Origin of the sequence: Bifidobacterium minimum (genome assembly GCF_000741645.1) — a bacterium.
Classification (GTDB): Bacteria; Actinomycetota; Actinomycetes; order Actinomycetales; family Bifidobacteriaceae; genus Bifidobacterium; species Bifidobacterium minimum.
The window spans coordinates 73,495-98,772 of sequence record NZ_JGZD01000006.1 but is presented as its reverse complement, the minus strand read 5'-3'; the positions used below and the strand labels follow the sequence as shown (position 1 = coordinate 98,772).

21 protein-coding genes and 1 other RNA gene are annotated in these 25,278 nt (G+C 64.3%); 4 read left to right on the top strand and 18 right to left on the bottom strand.

Going from position 1 to position 25,278, the window contains the following annotated elements:
• Nucleotides 1-175 precede the first annotated feature (175 nt).
• Together BMIN_RS01755 and BMIN_RS01750 are read left to right on the top strand one after the other, a co-directional pair.
• Nucleotides 176-445 carry an HPr family phosphocarrier protein gene (locus BMIN_RS01755; RefSeq protein ID WP_022861231.1) on the top strand — a complete coding sequence of 90 codons (270 nt, stop codon included), beginning with the start codon at nucleotides 176-178 and terminating at the stop codon, nucleotides 443-445.
• On the top strand, nucleotides 442-1,518 hold the full coding sequence (locus BMIN_RS01750; protein WP_152595227.1) for a LacI family DNA-binding transcriptional regulator: 1,077 nt from the start codon (nucleotides 442-444) through the stop codon (nucleotides 1,516-1,518). The genes BMIN_RS01755 and BMIN_RS01750 overlap by 4 nt, the downstream gene beginning before the upstream one ends.
• Nucleotides 1,519-1,692: 174 nt before the next feature.
• On the opposite strand, the gene BMIN_RS01745 is transcribed toward BMIN_RS01750, so the two are convergent.
• The 5 genes from BMIN_RS01745 to ffs all read right to left on the bottom strand — a co-directional run bounded on the left by BMIN_RS01745 (nucleotide 1,693) and on the right by ffs (nucleotide 8,052).
• Entirely contained in the window at nucleotides 1,693-2,850 is a 1,158-nt protein-coding gene (locus tag BMIN_RS01745; RefSeq protein ID WP_022861229.1) for a DNA polymerase III subunit delta', read from the bottom strand.
• The gene (gene tmk, locus BMIN_RS01740; protein ID WP_022861228.1) at nucleotides 2,847-3,488 is read right to left on the bottom strand and encodes a dTMP kinase; all 642 of its coding nucleotides are present in this window, start codon (nucleotides 3,486-3,488) and stop codon (nucleotides 2,847-2,849) included. The genes BMIN_RS01745 and tmk overlap by 4 nt, the downstream gene beginning before the upstream one ends.
• Entirely contained in the window at nucleotides 3,485-6,493 is a 3,009-nt protein-coding gene (gene topA / locus BMIN_RS01735) for a type I DNA topoisomerase (RefSeq protein ID WP_022861227.1), read from the bottom strand. The genes tmk and topA overlap by 4 nt, the downstream gene beginning before the upstream one ends.
• 196 nt (nucleotides 6,494-6,689) lie before the next feature.
• Nucleotides 6,690-7,787 carry a phosphatase PAP2 family protein gene (locus BMIN_RS01730; protein ID WP_081648008.1) on the bottom strand — a complete coding sequence of 366 codons (1,098 nt, stop codon included), beginning with the start codon at nucleotides 7,785-7,787 and terminating at the stop codon, nucleotides 6,690-6,692.
• 174 nt (nucleotides 7,788-7,961) lie between these two features.
• An RNA gene (gene ffs / locus BMIN_RS08290) (signal recognition particle sRNA small type) lies at nucleotides 7,962-8,052 on the bottom strand.
• 105 nt (nucleotides 8,053-8,157) lie between these two features.
• Here ffs and glf point away from each other — a divergent pair.
• Nucleotides 8,158-9,318, top strand: a complete 1,161-nt coding sequence (gene glf / locus BMIN_RS01725; RefSeq protein ID WP_022861225.1) for a UDP-galactopyranose mutase — start codon at nucleotides 8,158-8,160, stop codon at nucleotides 9,316-9,318.
• 179 nt (nucleotides 9,319-9,497) lie between these two features.
• Here glf and BMIN_RS01720 read toward each other — a convergent pair whose 3' ends face one another.
• A complete protein-coding gene (locus tag BMIN_RS01720) occupies nucleotides 9,498-10,640 on the bottom strand; it encodes an inositol-3-phosphate synthase (RefSeq protein WP_022861224.1) in 1,143 nt (380 codons plus the stop codon).
• Nucleotides 10,641-10,859: 219 nt separating this feature from the next.
• Between BMIN_RS01720 and BMIN_RS01715 the strand changes: the two genes are divergently transcribed.
• Nucleotides 10,860-13,199, top strand: coding sequence for a transglycosylase domain-containing protein (locus tag BMIN_RS01715; RefSeq protein WP_022861223.1), 2,340 nt, complete (start codon nucleotides 10,860-10,862; stop codon nucleotides 13,197-13,199).
• Nucleotides 13,200-13,483: 284 nt separating this feature from the next.
• Here the strand turns inward: BMIN_RS01715 and leuA are convergent, their stop codons facing one another.
• From leuA to BMIN_RS07955, 12 genes are all read right to left on the bottom strand, one after another.
• Nucleotides 13,484-15,388 (bottom strand): 2-isopropylmalate synthase, encoded by a 1,905-nt coding sequence (gene leuA / locus BMIN_RS01710; RefSeq protein ID WP_022861222.1) that lies wholly within the window; start codon nucleotides 15,386-15,388, stop codon nucleotides 13,484-13,486.
• A 280-nt stretch (nucleotides 15,389-15,668) separates the two neighbouring features.
• Nucleotides 15,669-16,301, bottom strand: coding sequence for a DUF5701 family protein (locus BMIN_RS01705; RefSeq protein WP_022861221.1), 633 nt, complete (start codon nucleotides 16,299-16,301; stop codon nucleotides 15,669-15,671).
• Between the two features lie 185 nt (nucleotides 16,302-16,486).
• Nucleotides 16,487-17,557 carry an aspartate-semialdehyde dehydrogenase gene (locus tag BMIN_RS01700; protein WP_022861220.1) on the bottom strand — a complete coding sequence of 357 codons (1,071 nt, stop codon included), beginning with the start codon at nucleotides 17,555-17,557 and terminating at the stop codon, nucleotides 16,487-16,489.
• Nucleotides 17,558-17,606: 49 nt separating this feature from the next.
• The gene (locus BMIN_RS01695) at nucleotides 17,607-18,206 is read right to left on the bottom strand and encodes an ACT domain-containing protein (RefSeq protein ID WP_022861219.1); all 600 of its coding nucleotides are present in this window, start codon (nucleotides 18,204-18,206) and stop codon (nucleotides 17,607-17,609) included.
• A 73-nt stretch (nucleotides 18,207-18,279) separates the two neighbouring features.
• Nucleotides 18,280-19,062, bottom strand: coding sequence for an aspartate kinase (locus tag BMIN_RS01690; RefSeq protein WP_081648014.1), 783 nt, complete (start codon nucleotides 19,060-19,062; stop codon nucleotides 18,280-18,282).
• Nucleotides 19,063-19,412: 350 nt separating this feature from the next.
• A complete protein-coding gene (recR, locus tag BMIN_RS01685; protein ID WP_022861216.1) occupies nucleotides 19,413-20,015 on the bottom strand; it encodes a recombination mediator RecR in 603 nt (200 codons plus the stop codon).
• Nucleotides 20,012-22,552: a DNA polymerase III subunit gamma/tau gene (gene dnaX, locus BMIN_RS01680; protein WP_022861215.1), complete on the bottom strand. Its 2,541-nt coding sequence runs from the start codon at nucleotides 22,550-22,552 to the stop codon at nucleotides 20,012-20,014. The genes recR and dnaX overlap by 4 nt, the downstream gene beginning before the upstream one ends.
• Before the next feature lie 40 nt (nucleotides 22,553-22,592).
• Nucleotides 22,593-23,042 carry an Rv3654c family TadE-like protein gene (locus tag BMIN_RS01675; protein WP_022861214.1) on the bottom strand — a complete coding sequence of 150 codons (450 nt, stop codon included), beginning with the start codon at nucleotides 23,040-23,042 and terminating at the stop codon, nucleotides 22,593-22,595.
• A complete protein-coding gene (locus BMIN_RS01670) occupies nucleotides 23,039-23,422 on the bottom strand; it encodes a TadE family type IV pilus minor pilin (protein ID WP_152595226.1) in 384 nt (127 codons plus the stop codon). The genes BMIN_RS01675 and BMIN_RS01670 overlap by 4 nt, the downstream gene beginning before the upstream one ends.
• An 86-nt stretch (nucleotides 23,423-23,508) precedes the next feature.
• Complete coding sequence (locus BMIN_RS01665) at nucleotides 23,509-23,754, bottom strand: DUF4244 domain-containing protein (protein ID WP_026647475.1); 246 nt, start codon at nucleotides 23,752-23,754, stop codon at nucleotides 23,509-23,511.
• A gap of 243 nt (nucleotides 23,755-23,997) precedes the next feature.
• Nucleotides 23,998-24,570, bottom strand: a complete 573-nt coding sequence (locus BMIN_RS01660) for a type II secretion system F family protein (RefSeq protein ID WP_022861210.1) — start codon at nucleotides 24,568-24,570, stop codon at nucleotides 23,998-24,000.
• Between the two features lie 2 nt (nucleotides 24,571-24,572).
• A complete protein-coding gene (locus BMIN_RS07955; RefSeq protein ID WP_152595225.1) occupies nucleotides 24,573-25,277 on the bottom strand; it encodes a type II secretion system F family protein in 705 nt (234 codons plus the stop codon).
• Between the last annotated feature and the right edge of the window lies 1 nt (nucleotide 25,278).

Sequence of the window (25,278 nt, the reverse complement as noted above, 5' to 3'; positions counted from 1 at the left end):
TCGATTACGACACTTCGAGTGTACACGGAAAGCGTTATCACAGCAAGGGTAAACGTTTTCTACGACGGGTTGCGCGATGGTATGCTGGAGCACGTCAGCATCATCGTGGCATTCCGTATCCGGCCGCCATCCGCACCCATATGGACACGCCACACGACCCGAAGGAGAGTCTCCAATGTCCACCGCAACCCGAACGACCGTCATCAACGATCCCGTCGGCATCCACGCGCGCCCTGCCGCCGAATTCTCGCAGGCGGTCACCGCCTCGGGATGCACCGTGACGATCTCCAAGAAGCCCGGCACGCCCGGAGTCAACGCATCCAGCATCCTGTCCGTCATGGGACTCGGAGTCAAGGCGGGCGACACCATCGAGATCATCGTCAACGGCGACGACGCCGAAACCGTCGCCGACTCGCTGATCGCCACCCTCACCAAAGGCGAGTGACGCCGCCAGCCATGTCGCCGTCCCCTCGGATCAGCACCATCATCGACGTGGCCGTGCGCGCGGAAGTGTCCACGGCCACCGTCTCCCGTGTTCTCTCGGGACGTCGGGCCAAAGACGACGACATCGCCCGGCGGGTGCGCCGCGCCGCCCACGATCTGGACTACCATGCCAACTACGCGGCCAGCACGCTTCGCAGGGACTCCACCGATCTGTGGGAGGTCACCATGGCCGATCCCACCGATGGCTTCTGTTCGGCGTTCCTCTCGCACGCCATCACCACGGCCGCGGACCATGGCAAACGCGTTCTGGCCACGATTCTCGACGAGTCATACGGAGGATCCGCCGAGGGGCCCGAGGCAGTGGACCATCGCGAGGATCCCACCCATACGGGGGAGGTGGACGGGCGGATCCTTCTCCCCCGCTCGCATCCGCTTCCCCCATCCTGGGCATCCACCAGCCGACATGCGGCGGTCCGGAGCATCGTGGTCAGCCCCTGGTCCCCATCGACGACGCTGTCCTCGGTCTGCATCGACCACACCTCCACCATGGATCTCGCCATCACCCATCTGGCAGCACATGGCCTACGGAAGACGGCCTTTCTGGGGGCCGCCCCGAACGAGGCGCACGAGGACTCCATGCGCGACGCCTCATACCTCATCGCGTTCGAATCCGCGGCCAGCGCCGTCAGGCAGACGACGGGACCGCAGTGGATGCTGCTGGGGCCGCGAACGACCGCACGGGGGTATGACGTCACGTCGCGGCTTATGGGGACGTCCGCCGACAGGCCGGACTCCCTGATCTGCATCGACGCGCTGGTGGCGTCAGGTGCGCGTCTGGCGCTGGACGCCCTGCACGACCACTCCACGATGGTCGTCGCGATCGACGACCATCCCGCAGCCACGCAGATCGATCCGCGAATCATCGTGCTCCGCCCGAATTTCGAAGACATGGCGAGGGCCGCCGCATCCCTTCTGACGCCGACATCAGCGGATCCGCCAGCAGAGAGAACCCCGGGCCCGATCCATCAGGAGGTGCCGATGACCTTCATCTCCCAGCTAGTTCAGGCCAGTTAGGGGATAAACCATAAGGCGTAAGGCGCGCCGCCGGATAGCGGGTCGCCATCGGCGACGAAACGCGGGTCGTACGAGTCGTCGGAGACGAAACGCCCGCATGCATCGGACGGTCACGGTCTCGGACAGCCACCGCCTCGGACTGTCGTCGACGAAGCGTCATCGACGAAGCGACGGTCATCGACGAAGCATTGCCAGAGAGCAGAAAAGCGCCTCGAACACCAGCAGCGGATTGCCGTTCCCCGACAGCCTCGCACGCGCCCTGTCGACCTCCTCGATGGCCTCTATCGCCTGCGAGCGCCGCAAGGCCACCGACAGCTCCACGATCGCCATGCTGTTCTCCATGTTCACCAGACCGGCGTGATCCTGCGCGGAATTCTGGATAACCGCGACGTCGCGATAGACGCTGGCGATGGACGTCAGCGCACGATCCAGCACATCGCGGCTCAGCCGCGTGACCCGTCGGCGGATCTCGTCCTTCTTGCCGATGGCGTTGAAGGCGGAGCGCAGCGACGTCGGAATGCGGTCCCCGTCGCCGAGGCCATTGACCCGACGGAACTCGGCCTCCTCCTCGCCGATCAACCGCGCGACCTCATGCTCGGCCTGCTGCGACGACTCCTTGACCAGACGGGACGCCAGAACGATCGCGTCGGACGCGCGGGCAAGCCCCAGAACCCCCACGACCAGCTCGTCGCGATCATGCCGCGCCGTCTCGTCCCGGGCGTACAGACGCGCGACGCCGATATGGCCCTCCGACAATCGGGCGCATCGCGCCGCCAGATCCTTGTCCACGCCGCGGGATCGCAGAAAATCGGCCACCGCCGGCAACGAGGGGACGGCCAGACTCACCAGACGGGTGCGCGATCGGATCGTGGGAAGGACGTCCTGCGCACTGGGAGCGCACAGCAGCCAGATCGTCCGCTCCGCCGGCTCCTCGATCTCCTTGAGAAGCACGTTGGTCGTTCGTTCCAGCATGCGGTCGACGTCCTCGATGATGATGATCCTCCACGGCGCGGTGGAGGGATTCTGCTCACTGAGACCGACCAGATCACGAACATCGTCGATGCCTATGGTGACCTTGTTCGTCGCCACCACGGTCACATCGGGATGGGTTCCCGCAAGAACCTGACGCGTCTGGCGCGTGGGCTCTGGCGACAGCCCTTTGTCGGGGCTCTCCAGCGCGGCGGCGAAGGCGCGGGCGATATTGGAACGACCCGATCCCGGAGGCCCGCAGATAAGCCAGGACTGGGCGATCCCGGCCGGATCGCCCGACGCCACGGATGACAGCATCCGCGTTACGCGCTCCTGTCCGACGATGGAATCCCACACGCTCATGCGTCCACCCTGGAGGCGTCATCCAGCAGCCCGTCGACATCCCGACGAATCTCGGAGGCCAGATCCTCGACCGACCTCCGGGCGTCCAGCACCACGAACCGCTCCGGGTCGGCCCGCGCCAGATCGAGAAACTCATCGCGGGTGCGCTGACGGAACCGAGCGCCGGCGGATTCCATGCGGTCGGGTGCACGGCCGATTCTCTCCAGCGCTCCGGCGGGATCAAGGTCAAGCAGATACGTCCGCGCCGGCAGCAGGGCATCCGTCGCCCACATGCTCAGCGTGCGCACATCCCCGACGGTCAGTTCCCGACCTCCGGCCTGATAGGCCAGGGACGAATCGATGTACCGGTCCGATATCACGACCGAGCCGCGCGACAGGGCCGGGCGGATGATCTGATGCACATGCTGGGCCCGATCCGCCGCGAACATCAGCGCCTCCGCACGCGGTCCTATCTCGGCGCCATCCGGACTGCCCTCCAACAGCAACGACCGCAGCTGACGGCCCACTGGCGTGCCGCCGGGCTCACGAGTGACGACGACGTCACGGCCCAGATGGGTGAGATGCTCACGAAGCATCTCGACCTGCGTGCTTTTCCCGACTCCGTCAATGCCCTCGAAGGAGAGGAACAACCCGCTCATTGGCCGGACGCCTTGCGTGACGACGACCTCGCCGTTCCCTTCGCCGTCGCGGACGTTCTGCGCGCGGCGGTTTTCTTCTTCGCGGCGGAACCGGTCGTGGCCTTCGCACCCGAGGACCGCGCCCTCTTCGCTCCGGAGGTTTTCGAGGATGTCGATTTCCTCATCCCCGTGGTCGACTTCCGCGCACCCCCGCGTCTTTTCGCCGGTCCTGCGGCGCGCTTCTCGGCAAGGAGCCGGAAGGCCTCCTGCGGATCCACCGATTCGGGCGTGAACTGCTTGGGCAGAGTTCGGTTCGTCTCGCCGTCGGTGATGTAGGCACCGTAGAAACCGTCCTTGATAACCACCGGTCTGCCGTTCTCCGGATCGGGTCCGAGTTCCCTGAGCGGGGGCTTGGCCGCGCCGGCGCCGCGCCTTCTCCCGTACTTCGGCTGGGCGAAAAGCTCCTTGGCCTCATCCACGGTCACGGTGAATATCTGCTCCTCGGACGACAACGACCGCGTCTCGGTTTTCCCCTGCGCGTCGGTTCTGGTGAGATATGGGCCATAGCGGCCGTTGCTGGCAGTGACCGTCATCGTCGATTCCCCGCCGTTCTCATCGGCCACGGCGTACGTTCCGACCTCGCGCGGCAGATTCAGCAGACGCAGCGCATCCTCAAGCGTGATGGTCGCCGGATCCATACTGGAGAAAAGCGACGCCATGCGCGGCTTCGCCGAGGCCTTGGCGGACGTTCTGGACGAACGTCGCGGTGCCGTGGTCCTTGTCGTCGCATGCTCCGCCTCGGATTCCCGAGCGTTCTCCTTCCGGGACGTCTTCCCGTGGGGCTTCTTCTCCCCCGCCTCGGCGTCCCCGCTCTGCGGCTCCGGCATAACCAACGCCACGTATGGCCCGAAACGTCCCACACGGACCTCGACCGATCCGCCGGTGGACGGATCGACGCCCAGCACGCGGGGACCCGTGGCATTCGTCTCTATAAGCTCATGCCCCTTCTCCACCGTCAGCTCGTCGGGGGCGAGATCGTCGGGAAGGGAGGCCCTCCGGGGGTTCCCCTCCGGATCCTGGGAGTTCACGTCCTCGAGATAGGGGCCGTAGCGCCCGACACGCACATGAAGTCCGTCGCCGATGTCGATGGTGTTGATCGCCCGTGCATCGATCTCCCCCAGCTGAGCCACCTGCTGCTGAAGTCCCGCATGGGCCTGCTGCGCCGACCGTGCCGAGTCCTCCCCCGTGCCGAAATAGAACCGTGTAAGCCAGTCCTTGCCCGTTTCCTCGCCACGGGCGATTTTGTCGAGGCCGTTCTCCATCTCGGCAGTGAAACGATAGTCGACGTAGGTCGCGAACTTCGTCTCCAGAAGCTTCGTCACCGCGAAGGCCAGCCATGAGGGAATCAGCGCGCGGCCACGCTCGTAGACATACCCGCGATCGATGATGGTCGAGATGATGCTCGCGTACGTCGATGGACGGCCGATCTCCTTGGCCTCCAGCGTTTTGACAAGCGACGCCTCGGTGTATCGGGCCGGCGGCTGGGTCTCATGGCCGTCGGGTTCGACGGATGCGGCGGTCAGAACGCTTCCCTCGGACATCACCGGAAGGGCCTCCGCATCCTCGCGCGCCGCCGACGAGGATCTTTCCTGCCCCATGACCTTGAGAAATCCCGGAAACTCGATAACCGTGCCCGACGCCTGGAACGTCGTCTCACCATCCGCTCCCGCGGTGGCGGACAGGCGCACGGTGGCGGTCGAGCCGGTGGCGTCGGCCATCTGCGACGCCAACGTGCGACGCCAGATCAGCGTGTACAGCCGCAGCTGATCCGGCGCAACCAGCGACGCCAGCTCCGACGGCTCGCGAAAGCTCGCCCCCGCGGGCCTGATGCACTCATGGGCCTCCTGGGCCCCGGCCGCGGTGGTGGCGTACTGCTTGGGTGAATCCGAGAGGAACTCCTCGCCGAAATCCCGTTGGACGGCCTTGCGCGCCGCCGTGATGGCCTCGCCGGACAACGTGACCGAATCGGTTCGCATATAGGTGATGAAACCGTTCTCGTACAGCCCCTGCGCGGCGCGCATAGTCTGCCGCGAGCTCATCGACAGCCTGTTCCCCGCGGCCTGCTGCAGCGTCGACGTGGTGAAGGGGGGAAGAGGCCTGCGCCGGTAGGGCTTCATCTCCATCGACACGACTTTGAAGGCCGCCGAAAGCAGTTCGCCCGCCATTCGCGACGCCGTGGCCTCATCCAGGCACACGGCTCCATCGCGGACGGCGGCGGGAGTCATCTCGCCATTGTCCGTAAAATCCTTGGCGACCGCCAGACGCTTGCCCTTCCACGCCACCATGCGCGCACGAAACGGCGTCGGCGACTCGTCGTCCCGGCGCGGCCCCGACACGAGATCAGCCACGACGTCCCAGTAGGGGGAGCGCACGAACGCCATCCGCTCCCGCTCCCGCTCGACGATCAGACGAGTGGCGACCGATTGGACGCGTCCGGCCGACAGCCCCGGGCCGACCTTGCGCCAGAGCACCGGGGAAAGCTCATAGCCGTAGAGACGGTCGAGGACGCGACGTGTCTCCTGCGCGTCGACCATATGATCGTCCACGTCGCGCGTGTTGTTCAACGATGCCCGGATCGCCTCGGGCGTGATCTCGTGGAAAACCATGCGCCGCACCGGGACCTTGGGCTTGAGGGTCTGGACAAGATGCCAGGCGATGGCCTCGCCCTCGCGATCCTCATCAGTGGCGAGGAACAGCTCGCCGGCGTCCTTCAACGCGGATTTGAGCTCGGTGACCGTTTTGCGCTTCTCGGGACCGACCACGTAATAAGGCTCGAACCCGTCGTCGACGTCCACCCCGAACTTTCCGAAGCTGGCCTTTTTGGCCGCGGGAACCTGACTGGGCTGAGCCAGATCCCGGATATGCCCGACCGATGCCATCACCTTGTACCCATCGCCAAGGTACCCCCCGATCTTCTTGGCCTTGGTGGGAGACTCCACAATAACGAGCTTGGTGTTGGCTGCCATTGACCTTCTCCTTAAGTATTGGTCCCCGTTTCGGACGCCATCATACTCATTGCCCCTCTCCAAGCACGCATGACGACCATGGTGGGGACACGGGGACGAGGCTGCGGCGGTGGGCTCCGGCGGCCGCGGACCACCGCACGGACACCGACCGCGCCCCGCGCGTCCCGTGGCGCGATTCCCCGCCAGGCGTGGCCGGTCATCGTGACGGCGGAGCCGGCGGCGCGCCGATAACCCCCAGCCGCGTCAGCGGGCAGGCGACGATCTGGCGCATGACCAGAACGATTCCACAGGCGAGGGACGCCGACCCGCACACCAGAATCTGCGACGCCGCGACGGCACCCGATCTGGTCCACTGCGCGGATATGCCCAATCCCGGGAATATCTGCCACACCACATAAGCCCCGTACACCACCGCCATAAAACCGGCCGTCACAAGAACCGATCCGACGATCTGGATCGACGGCGAGGACGCTCTGTCCCCCGGCGCGTCCATACCGGACCGTCTGGTGAAGGCGAGGACGATAAGCGCCATCGCCGCGGCCAGAAGAATCGACATGACCACGTCGACGGGTCTGTGCCATTGCTGCACCATCACCGACAGGCCGACCGCACAGGAGACCGCCACGGCCACCACCGCGGTGACCGCCCGCCATGCGCGGGGAACGGCGATCAGCAGAACCATAGCGGCAGCGGCGGCCATCATCGTATGTCCCGAAGGCGCCGAATTGGCCTGACGCGACACCGTATGGATGAGCATGGGACGCGGAAGGACCGGCTTCAGCCACGTCGCCGCATAGCACAGCGCGGCGAGCGCAACCACCTGCCCGACAAGCCGCCACCGACGGCGCACGATCGCCACGATCACGGCGACGGAGCCCATCGCCACCGTCAGAGCGATCACCGTCAGGGAACGCGCGAACGGAAGGGCCGCGACGCGCAGCGGATCGAAAACCGTCGAAGGAAGATACTGCCAGACCATATCCTCAAACGCCTGTCCCTCGGCGGTACGCACCGCCATCCACCAGACGCCTCCGGCCGCGGCGATGAGCATCACCGCCAGAACCACGCACACGGCCACGGCCGAACGACGTGGTCTGACCACAAGCGGATCGACCCCCGCAAGTCCGCGCGCGACGTCATCATCCCGATCACCGCCATGGGCGTCCTGAGCGGAGCCGCCGTCCTTCCGTCGGAGGTCATCGGTCGGTTCATCGGCAAGAATCGCGATCACGGGAGGGGATGGGGGCGATGGAGTCGGCGGGGAATCCGGCGATGTGTGGGATGCTGCTGTCATAGCAGTCGACTGTAGAGCGCGCCGCCAACGAACGGGACGGTATGGCGCCAGCTCCATCGAAACAATCACAAAACGTCGCGGTCACGAAGCGCGACGCCCGAAAACGAGCCGGACGGCCCGGACAACCGGGAATAGGGAACAGAACAGAAAACAGAAAACGGGGTCATGGGCAATGGAAAACCCCCGCACACCCATCAGAGGACGCTTACCCTTGCTGCATTCCTGCCCTGGGGGGATTGGGCGACATAACGCCGTACGGAGGCGAGGACCAGTGTACACCATTCCTCCATGGCACGCGCCCGCCCCCAGGGAACGCGACGGGTAGCATGGAGCGGGGGTGCGACGTGCCCCATGACATCGGGAGGACATCATGGAAGCGGATCTGGTAATCGTCGGCGCGGGACTCTTCGGGCTCACGGTGGCGCAGCAGGCGGTCGAGAAGGCGGGCGCCCGCGTGGAGATCATCGACATACGCGATCACATCGGCGGAAACGCCTACTCGTATATGGACAAGGAGACCGGGGCCGAAATACACCAGTACGGGGCCCACCTGTTCCATACGTCGAATCCGACGGTGTGGAAGTACGTGAACCGCTTCACCGAATTCACCGATTACGTGCACCGCGTCTACACCACGCATGACGGCGAGGTCTATCCCCTCCCCATCAATCTGGGAACGATCAACCAGTTCTTCCACGCGCATTACACTCCGGCGCAGGCGAAGGCGCTTATCGACGAGCAGGCGGGCGAACTCGCCGGAACGGATCCCGAGAACCTCAACGACAAGGGGATCAGCCTTATCGGGCGTCCCCTGTACGAGGCCTTCATCAAGAACTACACGGCCAAGCAATGGCAGACGGATCCCAGCGAACTCCCCGCGAGCATCATCCGCCGACTTCCCGTGCGCCTCACCTACGACAACCGGTATTTCCGCGACACGTGGGAGGGGCTGCCCAAGGACGGATACACCGCGTGGATGGAGCGGATGATCGACGATCCGCGCATCCACGTAACGCTGGGAACCGACTTCTTCGACGAATCGCAGCCGTTGAATCGCAGAGCCCTCGTGGGCAGGGTTCCCGTCGTCTACACCGGGCCGGTCGACAGATACTTCGACTACGAGCTGGGCGAGCTCAAATGGCGCACGGTGGACTTCAAGGAGGTCCGCTACGACGAGGGCGACCATTTCGGATGCCCCGTCATGAACTTCGCCGACGCCGACGTCCCGTACACCCGGGCGATCGAGTTCAAGAACTTCAACCCCGAGCGCCGCGATTCGCAGAATCCCGATAAAACCGTCGTATGGGAGGAGTACAGCCGCTTCGCGACCCGGGATGACGAGCCCTATTACCCGGTGAACACGGCCGAGGACAAGGCCCTGTACCAGAAGTATGCGGCCAAGGCCAGCGCCGAGCCGAAGGTGGTGTTCGGCGGCCGCCTCGGAACGTACGCCTACTACGACATGCACAACGTCATCGGCTCGGCGCTGAACGCCTACGAGCACCACGTGGCCGCGCTTCTGGCCGACTGACGATCCATAGCCATGGGGGCTGGCGGCGCAGGGCATGCGCCGCCAGCCCCCATCGGTTCCTGCGACATCGGTTCCCGCGATACCCCATCGGTTCCTGCGGCATCAGTCGGCCGTCAGGAACCGGCGGGAACAGGGAGGAAACCGTCGGGTCTCAGCGATCGTCAGGTCTCAGCAATCCGTCAGGCCCTCCAGACGTCCTTACCGTCCGCCTTGGCCTTTGCCACTTCCGCATCCAACTGGGACTCCGTGGACTCCACCTCGCCCCTGATGAAGCTCTCGACCAGCGCACGCGCCTCTCCGTCCTCGTGCTGGACGGCGGGGGACTTCATGAAGTAGGAGCTGGGGGCGAGAACCGGGCCGGAAAGATGACGATCGAGCGCCATCTTCGCGGCGCGCACGGCGTCGATGACGATTCCCGCGGAGTTCGGCGAGTCCCACACCTCAAGCTTGTACTCCAGATTCAGCGGGACGTCGCCGAAGGTGGTTCCCTCAAGACGCACGAAGGCGAACTTGCGGTCGTCGAGCCACGCCACGTAATCCGATGGGCCGATATGCACATTGTGCGGGTCCATCTCATGGGGAACCACGGACGTCACCGCCCGGGTCTTCGAGATCTTCTTGGACTCAAGACGCGAACGCTGCAGCATGTTCATGAAGTCCATGTTGCCGCCCACATTGAGCTGATAGGTGCGGTCGAGACGAACGCCCCTGTCCTCGAACAGCCGGGCGAGAACACGGTGCGTGATGGTCGCGCCCACCTGGCTCTTGATGTCGTCGCCGATGATGGGGACGCCGGCGTCACGGAACTTCCGGGCCCATTCGGGATCGGACGCGATGAACACGGGAAGGCAGTTCACGAAGGCGCACCCGGCCTCCATGGCCGCGGTCGCGTAGGCCTTGTCGGCCTTCTCCGATCCGACGGGAAGATAGCTGACCAGAACGTCGACCTTGCGGTCGCGCAGAACCTGCACGACGTCGACGGGTTCGGCGTCCGACTCCGTGATCATCTGCCGGTAGTACTCGCCCAGGCCATCGAGGGTCGGCCCGCGCTGGACCTCGACTCCGCAATCCGGAACGTCCGCGAACTTGATGGTGTTGTTCTGCGAGGCGGCGATGGCCTCTGACAGGTCCTTGCCGACCTTGAGCGCGTCAACGTCGAACGCGGCGACGAACTCGATGTCCTTCACGCGATATCCGCCAAAGTTGTTGTGCATCAATCCCGGAATCTTGTCATCGTCCGCGGTGTTGCGGTAGTACTCGACGCCCTGCACCAGAGACGACGCGCAATTGCCGACCCCGGCGATCGCCACGCGAATAGTCATATCAAGCCCTCCTGTGAAATCCGGCACTCATTATTGCCATCATCCAGCATAGCCACGAAGACCGGACGCCCGTCACGGATATCACGCCGCGTCGTCCATATGGCGACCGGAACGCCATGTCTCACGCCACCTCCCACGATATTTTGGCGCCTCCCATGGTTCTTGGCCCTCAGAGAGCGTTCTGGACTCGTCCAGACCTTGACGCTACCGTGAGAGACCATGAGTTCAACGAACCGGTCATCATCGCCCCGCCGGGCCGTCAGCGGCACCGCGCGGTCGGGCGCGGGCTCTCATCGCTCCTCCGCGCCATCGGGCGGACGCCGGCCATCGCACAGACACGCCGCCACGCATGGACGCCACCATAACAGCAAACGGAACGGCAAACGGCGCAGGTCTCCCCTGCGGATCGCGCTTCTCGTCATTCTCGGACTTGTAGGATTCGGGGTGGTCTCAGGGGCCATCGTCTTCTCCTATCTGTACGTGACCACCGAGATACCGCAGCCCGAGAAGATCGCGATGGCCGAGAAGACGACCGTCTACTATGCGGACGGCACGACGGCGATAGGGACGTTCGGCGAGCAGAACCGTCAGATCATCTCATGCTCGACGCTTCCCTCCTATGTGGGGCAGGCGGTGGTGGCGTCGGAGAACCGCAGCTTCTACACGGACAACGGCATCGACCTCAAAGGCATCGCGCGCGCGGCGCTGAACAACATCACCACGGGATCTCGCCAGGGCGGATCGACCATCACCCAGCAGTACGCGGAAAGGTATTATCTGGGCGAGACCACGTCATACACCGGGAAGCTCCGCGAGGCCGTCCTCGCCCTGAAAATAGCCAGAACACAGGATAAAAGCACCGTTCTGTGCAACTATCTGAACACCATCTACTTCGGGCGGGGAGCATACGGGATACAGGCCGCGTCGCAGGCGTATTTCGGCAAGGACGCCAAGGACCTCACACTCGCCCAGGCAGCGCTCCTGGCCGGGATCATCCCCGCACCCAGCAGTTGGGATCCCGCGGTCAACGCCAAACAGGCCAAGGCCCGTCAGACGCGAGTTCTCGGCATCATGGTCGAGGACGGCTACATCACCGCGACGCAGAGGAAATCCGCGACCATGCCCACGACCATCGCCACGCGACAGAGCAACGAGTACTCGGGCCCCAACGGCTATCTTCTCCAGATGGTGCGTGACGAGCTGACATCCTCCAAGGACTTCACCAAGGACGAGCTGGACACCGGCGGATACCGGATCATCACCAGCATCGACAAGACGAAACAGGATCTCATGTTCCAGACGGCCAGTCCGTCGAAAGGAGGCAAAGGCATCGTTCCGGACGGGGTCCAAGTGGGAGGGATATCGGTCAACCCGACGAACGGCGCGATTATCGCCGTCTACGCCGGCGACGACTACCTTACGAAACCCCTCAATAACGCGACGCAGGCGCTTTACGAACCAGGATCCACCATGAAGCCCTTCGCACTTCTCGGCGCCGTTCAGGACGGCGTAAGCCTGAGCACGGCGTTCAACGGGAACTCGCCGCGAACGTATACGGGAATATCCGATCCCGTCGGCAACTACGGCAACGTCAGCTACGGAACCATCGACCTCTACCATGCGACGGCCTATTCGGTGAACACCGTCTATATGGAACTGCAGCAGAAGCTCGGCGCGTCCGCGGTGGCGAAGCTCGCGGTCGACGCCGGCATGAGCTCCTCGCGCATCACGGGAAAGAACCCCTTCACCGTTCTGGGCAACGACGGCGTCCATCTGACTGACATCGCCCGGGCCTATTCGACGATCGCCAACCAGGGGCAACGCAGCACCCTTCACATAGTCGACACCGTCAAGGACGGGACCGGAAAAACCACCTTGTACCGCGGGCCGACGTCCACCACCCGGGTCTTCGACAGCCCGTCCACCGCTCTGGTCACGAAGGCGATGAGAAGCGTGGTCACATACGGACTCGGCACGGAGGTACAGAACGTCGGGAAAACCGTCGCGGGCAAATCGGGAACGGCCAACGACGGCACCTCCGGAAGCTTCGCGGGGTTCACTCCGGACATGGTGACCGTGTTCGCCATGTGGAATCCCGACTCCTCGGGGAACCCCCAGATCGTGCCCGCCTTCGGACGATACACCGCCGCGAGCGAGTATCCGATCCATCTCTTCACCGAATACATGAAGCAGGCCTTGGAGGACACGCCCGACAAGGCCTTCCCCACCGTCACCGATTCGGGAACGATAGGGGGACGCGACGGCACCTGGGGAACGGGGTATCGCCTTTCCACGACGCCATCCTCCGGCCCGACCTCAAGCAGCCAGCCGACCGCATCCCCGACGCAGGGGCAGTCGTCAAGCCCCACGCCATCCTCCGGTCAGACGGCCTCGACCCCCGAAAACAGCGGCACCGACAAGGAGCCCGCAACCGATGGCGACTCCGGAAGCGGAGACGACGCCCGTGGCACCAAATCGAATTCGCGCAAGACGACGAACGGCAAATCGACCGAAAGCGAATCCTCAGGCGACGGATCGGCGAAAAGCGGGTCGGAGTAGAAAACACGCGCGGAACGCAGGAGACGCAGCGAAAGCAGGGAAAAGAGACGCGCGCGGAAGACGCACGGGCGGAAGCCGGGAAGGGAGCGAGAAGGCTCAAAACGTGAGGGACGCCGTGCCCTACCGGCATCCGACGTCCCTCATCACCAGCAGTCGCCACCAGCAACGCCACCAGAGAGTGGGCGACCCGTCGCGGACGGGGTCCACGATCCACTCTCTGATGCCCACTCTCTCTGCTGCCGGTCCCTGACGGACGCTGATCCCTAACGCGGAACCACCGGTCCCTAACGCTGGGAACGGTTGATCGCCGAGATGATGGCCTTGAGCGAACTGGTCGTGATCGACGAATCGATGCCCACGCCCCAGATGATGCTGGACTCGGGAGACTCCCCGATCTGGCATTCCACGTAGGACGCCGCCATGGCATCGGTTCCCGCGGTCATCGCATGCTCGGCGTAATCCATGACGGACACGGTGATCCCCAATCCGCTCACGGCGTTGAGGAAGGCCGCGATCGGCCCGTTGCCCATTCCGGATATCTCCCGTTCCACAGGCTCGTCGTCCTTCATCCCGCGATCGAGAAGACGGGCCTTGAGGACGGTGTCCGACCCGTCCTCGCCCGAGGAGACCGCGACCTTGAGAAGCTTCAGACGCCCCCATTGGGTGAGGCTCTCATCGCCGGTATCGCCCACGACCACGCCGGCCGCGGTGACCCCGGACGCCTCGACGGGGAGGTACTCATCCTTGAAAAGCCGCCAGATGTCCTCGTCCTTGACCTCGCGCTTGGTGGTGTCGGCGTATTCCTGCACGACCTTCTCGAATTCCACCTGGAGACGCTTGGGGAGGTCGAGGTTGTGGTTCGTCTTGAGCAGATACGCCATACCGCCTTTGCCGGACTGCGAGTTGACGCGGATGATCGCCTCGTAGCTGCGTCCGATGTCCTTGGGGTCGATCGGCAGATAGGGAACGAGCCAGACGAAGGAATCCAGCGGCGAGCCCTTCCTGTCCGCCGCAAGCTGTCTGGCCTCGAGACCCTTCTTGATGGCGTCCTGATGGGATCCCGAGAACGCGGTGAACACGAAGTTCCCCGCATAGGGATGACGCTCGGATATCTTGATCTGATTGCAGTACTCGACGGTCCGGCGGATCTCGGGGACGTTTGAGTAGTCGATCTGGGGATCGATGCCCTGCGTGAGCATGTTGAGTCCCAGGGTCACAAGGTCGACGTTCCCCGTGCGCTCCCCGTTGCCCAGCAGGCAACCCTCGACGCGATCGGCGCCGGCCAGAACGGCGAGCTCCGTGGCGGCCACGGCCATTCCCTCGTCATTGTGCGGATGGAGGGACAGGACGACGGCATCGCGATTCGTGAGGTTGTCGGAGACGAACTCCACCTCATCGGCGAACACGTTCGGCGTGGTCATCTCCACGGTCGCCGGAAGATTGATGATCATCTTGTGGTCGGTAGTGGGCCGGATAACATCGATAACCGCGTTGCACACCTCGACCGCGTAATCCGGCTCGGTGCCGGTGAAGGACTCCGGAGAATACTCATAGTAGATGTCGATGCCTGAGGCCTCGCCCTCGAGCTCCTTGCACAGCGTGGCCGCGTCCGTGGCGAGTTTCTTGATTCCCGCCTTGTCCTTATGGAACACCACCTCGCGCTGGAGCACGGACACCGAGTTGTAGAAGTGCACGACCGCACGCCGGGCCCCCCGAAGGGCCTCGTAGGTCTTGCGGATCAGATGCTCACGCGCCTGGGTGAGGACGATAATCGTCACGTCGTCGGGAATGAGCTCGCGTTCGATAAGCATGCGGATGAAGTCGTAGTCCGTTTCGGACGCGCTGGGGAACCCGACCTCGATCTCCTTGAATCCCATGCCGATAAGAAGGTTCCAGAAGCGCAGCTTGCGCTCGGGATCCATGGGATTGACCAAGGCCTGATTGCCGTCGCGAAGGTCGACCGAACACCAGCGCGGGGCGCGGCGAAGCCTTTTCTCAGGCCACGTGCGCTGCGGATAGTCGAACGGAACCTGCTTGTCGTAGGCCACGTATTTGGTGTAGGGCATCGCGCTGGGACGCTGCGCGCCCCCGATGAATCGCGCCGGAGGCAGCAGCAGGTCGTTGTTCCCTCCATTGGACGCCGCGGCAACAGCCGCGAGATCAAATACGGATGCTTGATCCTGACCCATCACTCCTCCTTGTCATGTCCGGTGCCGACAGCGGCGAACCACGCCGACCGGCAACGCCATCATCATTCACACATCGCGCCATCATGGCGCAACGCACCAGTCTAACCGGAGGGCGCCGTCGCGGGATCGTGACGTTTCGGATTCTGGCCTCATCGCCGCGACCGTCCGCCGACCATCCACTCCGACTACCCACTCCGTCTGTCCGCCCGCGACCCGTCCGCTCGCGTCCGCACGTCCCCGCCTGCGTCCACACGTCCGCAAGGCGCGACGCGAATACGACTCAGGACATGTCCGGCGCGAACAACGAAGCCCCACGCCGTCCGGAGCAATAGGCGTTGCCGAGCCAGGTATGACGAGAATTGGGCCATACGGCGCCCAGCCGAGGCGCTCCCTGACTCATCCAGATGCTGGGCACCCGGCCATCCGCACTGCGCGACCCCAGAAGATTGAATCCGTTATGGCTGACCAGCCAGTCGGGATGCTGCGTGGCGATGGCGAGCCCCTCTTCGAGGGTGAGCGGGAGCCTGTCGTCCGAATCGATGAGCTTGCGCGCCACATCAGGTTCACGGTTGCCGTATGCCGTCCCCGTATGGGGATCGACGACGACATAGAACGGCCCCTCGGGAGGCTCGAATCCATCCTGGGGAAGAAAGCTCACGATATCCCGTGGCGGCATGGTGGTGAACCCCGCCATGCGGTTGATGCTGGTACGGGCGATCAGGGATTCAGGGGAGACGAGCTCGCGGGTGGGCACCAGAAGGATGTTCGAGCCGAGATCGGTATGATCCAACGCCTCGACGATCGGCTCGGCCAACGCCTCGAAGGCGTCGGCGCTGATATCCGCGACATCCGGATAACCCAGCGCAACGATTCTGCCGAGTTGGCGTCGGGCCTCATTCGATGCTGCTGACATGATTCCAGTATCTCACTCTGATCCTCATCGTGGTCCGTATAGTGGCCCGCATGTGGCCCACGGCACGGACGGATTCGTCGCGAACGGCCGCATCGTCCGACGTGGACTCCGCCGGCGCGGGCGGGAACAGGCGAAGCCACCGCGAACGGCGAGGATGGAAACGGCGCTGATGGAATCCCGAATCCCTACAGGCGATCCGAGTAATGCTTGCGTGCGATGATCTCGGCAAGCTCCACGGCGTTAAGCGCCGCGCCCTTGCGAAGATTGTCGTTGGCGATGAAAAGGGCCAGCCCCTTGCGCCCATCAACCGCCTGGTCCTGACGGATGCGGCCGACGAAGCTGGGATCCTTGCCCGCGGCCAGCTGTGGCGTGGGGATATCGTCAAGACGCACTCCCGGAGCCGACGACAGAACCTCGCGCGCCATATCCGGGGTCACGTCCTTCTCGAACTCCGCGTTGACGCTCATGCCGTGGGCCGTGAAAACGCCCACCCGCACGCACGTGCAGGACGCCGCGAGATCGGGGAGATGAAGGATCTTACGGCTTTCGTTACGCAGCTTCTGCTCCTCATCCGTCTCCTCGGATCCGTCATCCACCAACGATCCGATGAACGGAACCGCGTTGAAGGCGATGGTGCGAACGACCTTGGTGGGTTCGGGGAAATCGATGGAGGAACCATCGAAAACGAGCTTGTCGGCACCCTGCTCGACCGCCGCCCTGGCCTCGTTCATCAGTTGGAGCACACCCGCGCGACCCGCGCCCGACACCGCCTGATAGGAGCTGACGATAAGGCGCCTGAGCCCGAATTCATCCGACAGCGGTTTGAGCACGGGCATGCATGCCATGGTCGTGCAGTTGGGATTGGCCACGATGCGCCCGGGAACGTCATCCAGATCATCGGGATTGACCTCGGCCACCACCAGCGGGACATCGTCGTGCATCCTCCACTGGGAGGAGTTGTCCACCACATAGGCGCCCGCCGCCGCGAATTTCGGAGCCCAGATCTTCGAGGTTCCACCGCCCGCGGAGAAAATGGCGATGTCGATTCCGGAGAGGTCGGCGGTGGCGACGTCCTCGACGGTGATGTCCGTCGCGCGCCAGGTCAGCACCGTCCCGGCCGAATGCGCGGATGCAAGAAAGCGCAGATCGCGGACCGGAAAATCCCTCTCGTCGAGGACCCTGCGCATCACCATCCCGACCTGGCCCGTCGCACCCAGCACCGCGACGTTGACACCACGGTCATTGATCCTCACCATTGCCTCGCTCCTTATCCGTCGTTGTCTTTCTCTCCCATGCCGGGCGTGATCAGCGTCCGGTTCCGCCGTACACGACCGCCTCGACCTTGTCCGAATCCAAACCGTAGGCCGTGTGAAGAGCCCTGACCGCCTCATCGAGGTCGTCGAGGGCGACAAGGGCCGCGATCCGAATCTCCGAGGTGGAGATCATCAGGACGTTGATGCCGCGGCTGCTGAGCGCCGTGAAGAACTTCGCCGCAAGCCCCGAATGGGTTTTCATCCCCACGCCCACGACGGCCACCTTGCCGACCCTGGGATTCACGTCGACGGCCTGGTACCCCAGAACATCCCTGTTCGCCCGGAGGACGTCGCCCACGCGCCTCGACGACGACTCCGGAACGGTGAAGGAGATGTCCACCGTTCCCGTAGAGGCGCCCGCCTGAACGATCATGTCCACGTTCACGCCCTCCTCGGCCAGAACCGTGAACACCTTCGCGGCCATTCCCGGCTCGTCGTGGACCGCGCGCAGCGTCACCAGACATTCGCTGCGATCATGGGCCACCCCGGAAATGACGGGCGACTCGGGCCCCAGATCGGGGAAGATGTCTCCCATGGACATGTTGGCCGCGCTGGTCTCGCCGGTCTCGGTTTGTTCTTTGCTGTCGCTCATTGTCTCTGCCCCATCGGTTGTGCTGCTGGTCGATGCTTGGTGGTTCCGGCACGGTGGACGCGCCACGGAACCGTCAATCCATGCTGGAAAAGGTTCCTACGTTGGGAAGCGTCCTCGGATCCATGCCATCGGGAAGGACGAGCGTCCCGGATCGGTGCGAGAACGAGCTCCTCACATGGAGGGGCATGCCGAAGCGTTGGGCGTATTCCACGCAACGCAGCGCGAGCACCTTCGACCCGCAGGACGCCATCTCCAGAATCTCGTCATAGCTTATGCGAGGAATCCTCCGCGCCGTCGGCACGATGCGCGGATCCGCGGTGAAGACCCCATCGACGTCCGTGTATATCTCACAGACATCGGCGTCCAGTGCGACGGCGAGGGCGACGGCGGAGGTGTCGGACCCTCCGCGCCCCAGCGTCGTGGGGTCACCCCCCTCATTGATGCCCTGGAATCCCGCCACAATGGCCACATGGCCGGAATCCAGAGCGCGACGGATGCGGTCGGGACGGACGGATTTGATGTGCGCGGCGCCGAAACGCGCGTCCGTCATGAATCCTGCCTGGGATCCCGTGAAGGATGCGGCCTTGGCTCCCACCGCATGGATGGCCATGGCCAGAAGGCTCATGGATATGCGCTCACCAGCGGTCATCAGCATATCCATCTCGCGCGCGGGAGGGTTCGAATCGATGCTCATGGCCTGATCGATGAGATCATCGGTGGTGTCCCCCATCGCCGACACCACGACGGCCACGTCATTGCCCGCCCTGCGGGTCTCCACAATGCGTTTCGCGACACGCTTGATGGAATCCGTGTCGGCGACCGACGAGCCGCCGTATTTTTGCACGATCAGAGCCACGACCATCCCATCCTTTTGTCGAAAATCCGTTTCGACTATGGCACTCGGCGAGGACGAGAACCTCCCACGCCACAGGGCGTTCCCACCATCCGGACACCGACCCGGACGTCGCCCCGTCCGGAGGTCGTCCGCCCCGGCCCGGCACCCGGACGGCGTCTACCCGTGCGGCATCATGCCATGGTGGCGCCACTCACGGTGACACCAGTCACGGTGCCGCCGCGTCACCATGCCGTCAGCTTGGCACCCGCGCCATCACGCGCCACCTCCATACGCACCATCACACCACCTCCATACACACCAGCGTCACCACCCGCGCCATCACGCGCCATCACGCACGTGCACATCCGTCGTCACATCCGGCGCCTGCCTTCAAGGGCCCTTCCCAGCGTGACCTCATCGGCATATTCCAGATCGCCACCCACAGGAAGGCCGCTGGCCAGACGCGTCACGGTGATCCCCAGCGGAGACAGCAACCGCGCGAGATACGACGTGGTCGCCTCGCCCTCGATATTGGGGTCCAACGCCAGAATCACCTCGACGACCGCACCATCGCGAAGCCTCTCCAGCAGTTCCGAAATGGACAGATCGGCCGGTCCCACCCCCGCCATGGGATCGATCGCCCCGCCAAGCACGTGGTAGACGCCTCGGAATTCCCGTGTGCGCTCGATGCTCATCACGTCCTTCGGCTCCTCAACAACGCAGATCACCGTATGGTCGCGCCGTGGATCGGAGCAGATGGGACACGGCGAGGACTCGCAGATGTTGCCGCACACATCGCAGAAACGAACCTTGGCCTTGACCTCAAGAATCGCATCGGCGAGATCCTGGGCGTCCTGCTCAGTGGTTCCCAGAATATGGAACGCTATGCGCTGCGCACCCTTGGGGCCTATGCCTGGAAGCCTGGCAAGGGAATCGATGAGATGCTCGATGGCCCCTCCATAGGCAAGAGTCATGAACCGACCTCCTCATGATCGTCATCGCCGACCGCCGTCAAAGGATTGCGGGGATCGTCGGGCCGGTAGCGCTCCACCGTGGACGCCTGAAACATCTGCGCCACCTCGTCCGCGTCCATCATCTGCGACTCCAATGATCTGTCGGCAAGCGAATACTCGTCGGGAGAGTCGTCCGAACCGGGACCCCCCTTGGCGTCTTCCGCGCCGGCGTCGATGACGGGCCGGGCATCGTCGACGGCACCACCCGTGCGGGCGACGGGGTCGGCCGTGGCTGGCGGATGAGGCGACGCGGGCCGGGCATACGCAACGGACGACGCGGGCGAGCCACCATCAGAAACCACCGGCGGGTCCTTGGCCGGCTCCATACCACCGTTGACACCCGCCTCCCCGCCGCCATCCAATGGATGGGACGCCACGGAATGGGACGCCACGGGATGGGACGCCACGGACGCGCCCTCAGCGGTCGTCCGCGACGCCCACACATCATCATCATCGGAAGGTGAAGCGACCGGCGACGAGACATCCGGAACGGAGATCCCCTGAACGGGAATGGGCTGATACCAAGACTCATCGTCAATGTCATCGACCGCATGCGGGATCTTCCCCACCTCCGGAGCATCGGAGAGCCGACCGGGGGACCCACCTCGATGGGAGGGATCGTCGTCATCCGGCGCGCCCGCCGCCGATTTCGAGTCATGCGTCTCGCGAGCGCCCCCGTCGCTGCCCGACGCACCACCCGCAGCGCCATGAACGGTGGCCATGGACAGCGTCCCCGCAGCCAGACTCGCCTGGGCCAACGCGATCCTGCGTTTGATCTCGGCGAGCCTCTGGGAGGATATTCTGCTGATTTTCTCGACATGCTCCCCGTCGGCGGCCATATTCGCCGGCGCAATCGTCGTGTGCGGACCGAAAACCTGCCTCACCGACTCCAGAACGACTCTGGACGCCTTCATGCCATGAGAGTCGACGGCAAGCGCGAAGGCATGCTGGCTAAGCGCCGAGTCGAAGGTCATAACGACGGCATCGACGCCATCCTCCCGGGTGGATACCGACACCCGGGGAATATGGTGGCGGTCTACGTAGGTCCGAACCTCCGCCGACACCGATGAGACCACGGAGTCCCACATCCGATCGACATCGCGGACGGCATCGCTCTGTGGGGCGCGGGCGGAGGCCGGAGAGGAATCCGACGCGACGGACGGCCGGACGACCGACGATTCTTCCACGGTGGAGCCCGTCGGAAGCGAGACGCGCACGTCAGACCGCCCCCCGTCACCGACGGTCGCGGCAGCGGCAGCGGAGGGGTCCGCCTGTCCGGTGCCGGGACGCTGATCGGCATGCGTCGACCCGACGAAACCGGCTTGCGCTTCGGGCATGGCGGGCGACGCGGTCGTGGTTCGGTTCCTTTCAGAATCGCTTCGGCGCTGGGTTCCCTCCCGCAGATCCAACAGTCGTGCGGCCAGAAGCTCCAGTCTCATCCGGGGAGAGACCGCTCCGGCCATGGTGCTCAACATCGAGTCGATGACCTCCGCCATCGATGTCAGCTGCTCCAGTCCCAGCTCAGTGGATTGGCGTCGCAGATCATTGAGGTCATCAGGCCCGAGATCGTCGCCCAACGACTCCTCGGCCCTGTCCCCGCCCAAGCGAAGAACAAGGAGATCCCGGACGCGCGAGAGCAGATCGTCGACGAAACGTCGGGGGTCGAAGCCCGACGCGACGACCTTCTCGACCACCTCGTACAAAGCGGGTCCATCACGGCCGATCATGGCGTCCACCGCCGCGCCGATCAGGGAATCCGGAGTAAATCCCATAAGCGCCACAGCGGAGTCGCGATCGATATGGCCATCCTTCGCCCCCACCATCAGCTGGTCGAGGACGGATAGCGTGTCCCTCACCGAGCCACCGCCCGCGCGCATGACCATGCGGAGAACCCCCGAATCGTAGGTGGTGCCCTCTGCGGCGCAAACCTTTTTCAGGTAGGGCGCCATGATCTCAGGCGGAACCAGTCTGAATGGGTAGTGGTGCGTCCGGGAGCGGATCGTGCCGATGACTTTGTCGGGTTCGGTGGTCGCGAAGATAAACATCACATGCTCCGGCGGCTCCTCGACTATTTTGAGCAGGGCGTTGAATCCCTGCTGGGTGACCATATGGGCCTCGTCGAGGATGAAGATCTTGTATCGATCCCTCGCGGGAGCGAATCCCGCGCGCTCCCGCAGTTCACGGGCATCATCAACGCCGTTGTGGCTCGCCGCGTCGACCTCCACGACATCTATCGACCCCGGTCCCCCCGTGGCGAGGTCGCGGCAGCTATCGCATTCCCCACACGGATGGGAGGTCGGGCCCTTCTCGCAGTTCGCGCAACGTGCGAGAATTCGCGCGGAGCTCGTCTTCCCGCATCCGCGCGGACCGGAGAAGAGATAGGCATGGGTCAATCTGCCCTCGTCAAGAGCACGACTGAGCGGAACCGTCACCTGATCCTGTCCGATGACATCGGCAAAAACGTCGGGACGATAGCGTCTATACAGTGCAAGTGCCATATCACCCAACCTACCTTCCCCGCGCTATTTTCACGACGCGTCAATCCGACGCGCCATCCCCGCATGAGCCCGGACCCGCGAGCGCCCGGACCCGCGTGAACGACGACATTCCCAAAGGCATGGGCATGCCGACTTCGATCAGGACGTCCTCTCCCCGTACCTCGCATACGGTCAGATCACCGTCATACCGTCCGAGTAGATCCCGCGCGGCCCCGCACGGATCCGCGTCACCAAGCCGGAGCGACCAGGCGGCGGCAACCGCCGCGGTGTCGGCCGCGGCTCTCGCCTCGGAACGCGATACCAGCACCGACGACGCAAGCGCCATCACGGACAATGCGACCACCGCCGCGCAAAGCACCATCAGCATGAGAACCGTGCCTGACCCACGCTGACGACGTCCCCGAAGCGTCCCGCGCCATGCAAGCATCCGTCTGACGCATGCCGGTGGAATACGCCCGCCGGATCCCAATCCCGACGATGGACTCGTCATGGCACCGCCGTCGCGAAGGAATGGCGCTCGACCGTCGTGGGGAAAAGTCCCCACGGGTCGGACGGCAATGGGCACGTGACGGCGACGTCGAAGCCTCCATCCTCCACGGACACGTCGGCCACGGCTCCGGATCCCGCGATCCGCCGCACGACCCGCCCGGCATCCTCGATCGTCCCCGACAACGCCGCCTCACGGGCCACGGCGGCCGCAGCCTCCTGGCAGTTCAGCACCGCCGTGACCCCTGGAATCATCATCAGCGGAAGCAGGATGACAACCATCACGGCAGGAACAGCAACCGCGAACTCCGCCGTCACCGAACCCCCCTCGGCGAACCGGTACGGTTCGGATCGCCGATGCGAAGGCCTCGGGACATGAGCCATGAAAGCCGATCCAACGGCATACGGCCGCACCGCGAACCTTCGTCGACGACGGTTCGGCGGCCAGCGGCTTAATCGGCAAGGCGACATCACAATTGCAGGGCCTTTTTGATGATATTCATCAACAGTGTCTTGACCGCGCTTGATTTGAGGATCGACACCAGAAGAGCCCCGAATCCGGTCGCCGCCACCAGAACCACGGCGTACTCAGCGGTCGCCGCCCCCTTCTGCGGCTCGACGCCCAGAAGCCTTATCCGCGAATCCACCCGACACATCCCGGCATACAACGACTCGATGCGTCGTCGCCACCACAGCGGCACACGACCATCGGCCATGTGAGAGTCAACGCGATCGCAATCCTTCGTATTCATATTCGGTCCTTCCACTGAATCGTCAACTGAATCGTCGACGACGAGCCCTCCCGTCGTCCCTCATCAGTCTCATCGAGCGAAAGAAGCATTCCCATGCCCGGCGGGAATGTGGTCGGACGCATGGCGATGCGTCTATGCCGGGGGAGATCAGCACGGGAAGCGGACCGGCGCCCGGAGCCACCCACGACGCCACTATGCCGGGGAAGATCAGCCCATTATGACCGACGCCACCGCAGGAACCACCGCCATGCAGATGAAGGACGGCAGCATGCACAACCCCACGGGCAGCAGCACGCGGACGGACAGATCGGAGGCGGCCCGCGAGGATTCCGCTGCCATCTCCCGCCCACGACGATCAACCGCGACCTCCAGGCCCATCACCGGAGAGGCGCCCTCCGTCCACGTGGATTCCAGCTGACGTCGGACAAGAGACAGTCCTTCCACGGCGAATCCACCCGCACGCGCCGAATACCAGGCGTCGTCCCATGTCATTCCGGATTGCAGCTCCCGCGCGACGCATGCCAGACAGTCACCCCGCGAATCATCCAGCACGGAGGCGACCACCTCCACGGCACGGGAGACCGACGATCCGCTCCTCATCACCACAGCCATCAGCCCCATCAACAACGTCTCGGAGACATCGACCTCCCATATCCGCGGCCGGATTCGCAGAGCACCCAATCGGACTCGGACGCCCCTGCGCGTCGATATCACCGTCCAACGCCATGCCATGACGCATAGCACGGCCACCACCGCGAACGTCCTGACACCATCCCCCACCGCTATGCTCCACGACCCAGCAGACGACCAGCACCGTCACCGCAGGCCCGCATAAGGGCCCTCATCCACAGCAGGCCGACGATGTACAGAATCAGGCCGGATCCCAGACACAGCCAACCAGGAGGACCGGATGTCAGAAAACCGACAATCCGCAGTCCGGCCATCTCGCATAGCATGATGGTCAGCACGGGCAAGGTCGCCAGCAGCCCCGCCGTCGCACGAGGGACGGCCAACGCCGATTCAACGGCGTCGCGAGCGGCCCCGCGTATGGAAAGATCCCGCAGAAGAACGTCCAGGCAGGGAACCATCGGTGCTCCCGTGACGGAGCATACGCGGACGATCGCGTCAAGCGCGCGAGCGACGTAACGGGCATCCTCCCAATGGAATCGACGGGACCGAAAGGATCCGGCTCCACGATGACGGCATGAGGCGGAACCCCTCATGCGACAAGACAGTCCCTCGCAAGACAACCCTCCGCAAGGCAGCCCCTCGGCAAGGTCCAGCGCCCGGCCCTCCGGCATGCCCGAAACCAGACGGGATCTGATCGCGCTCACAAGAGAGGACACATCGTCGTGGGCCCACTCCTCCCCATCCGATTCGTCATGGCGCGTCACCGGTCGAACGTCCAGCGCACGCAGGCGAGCAGCAACCCGTCCGGACACCGCACACCCCGATGATCCCATGACCGCAAGCAGCACAACACCCATC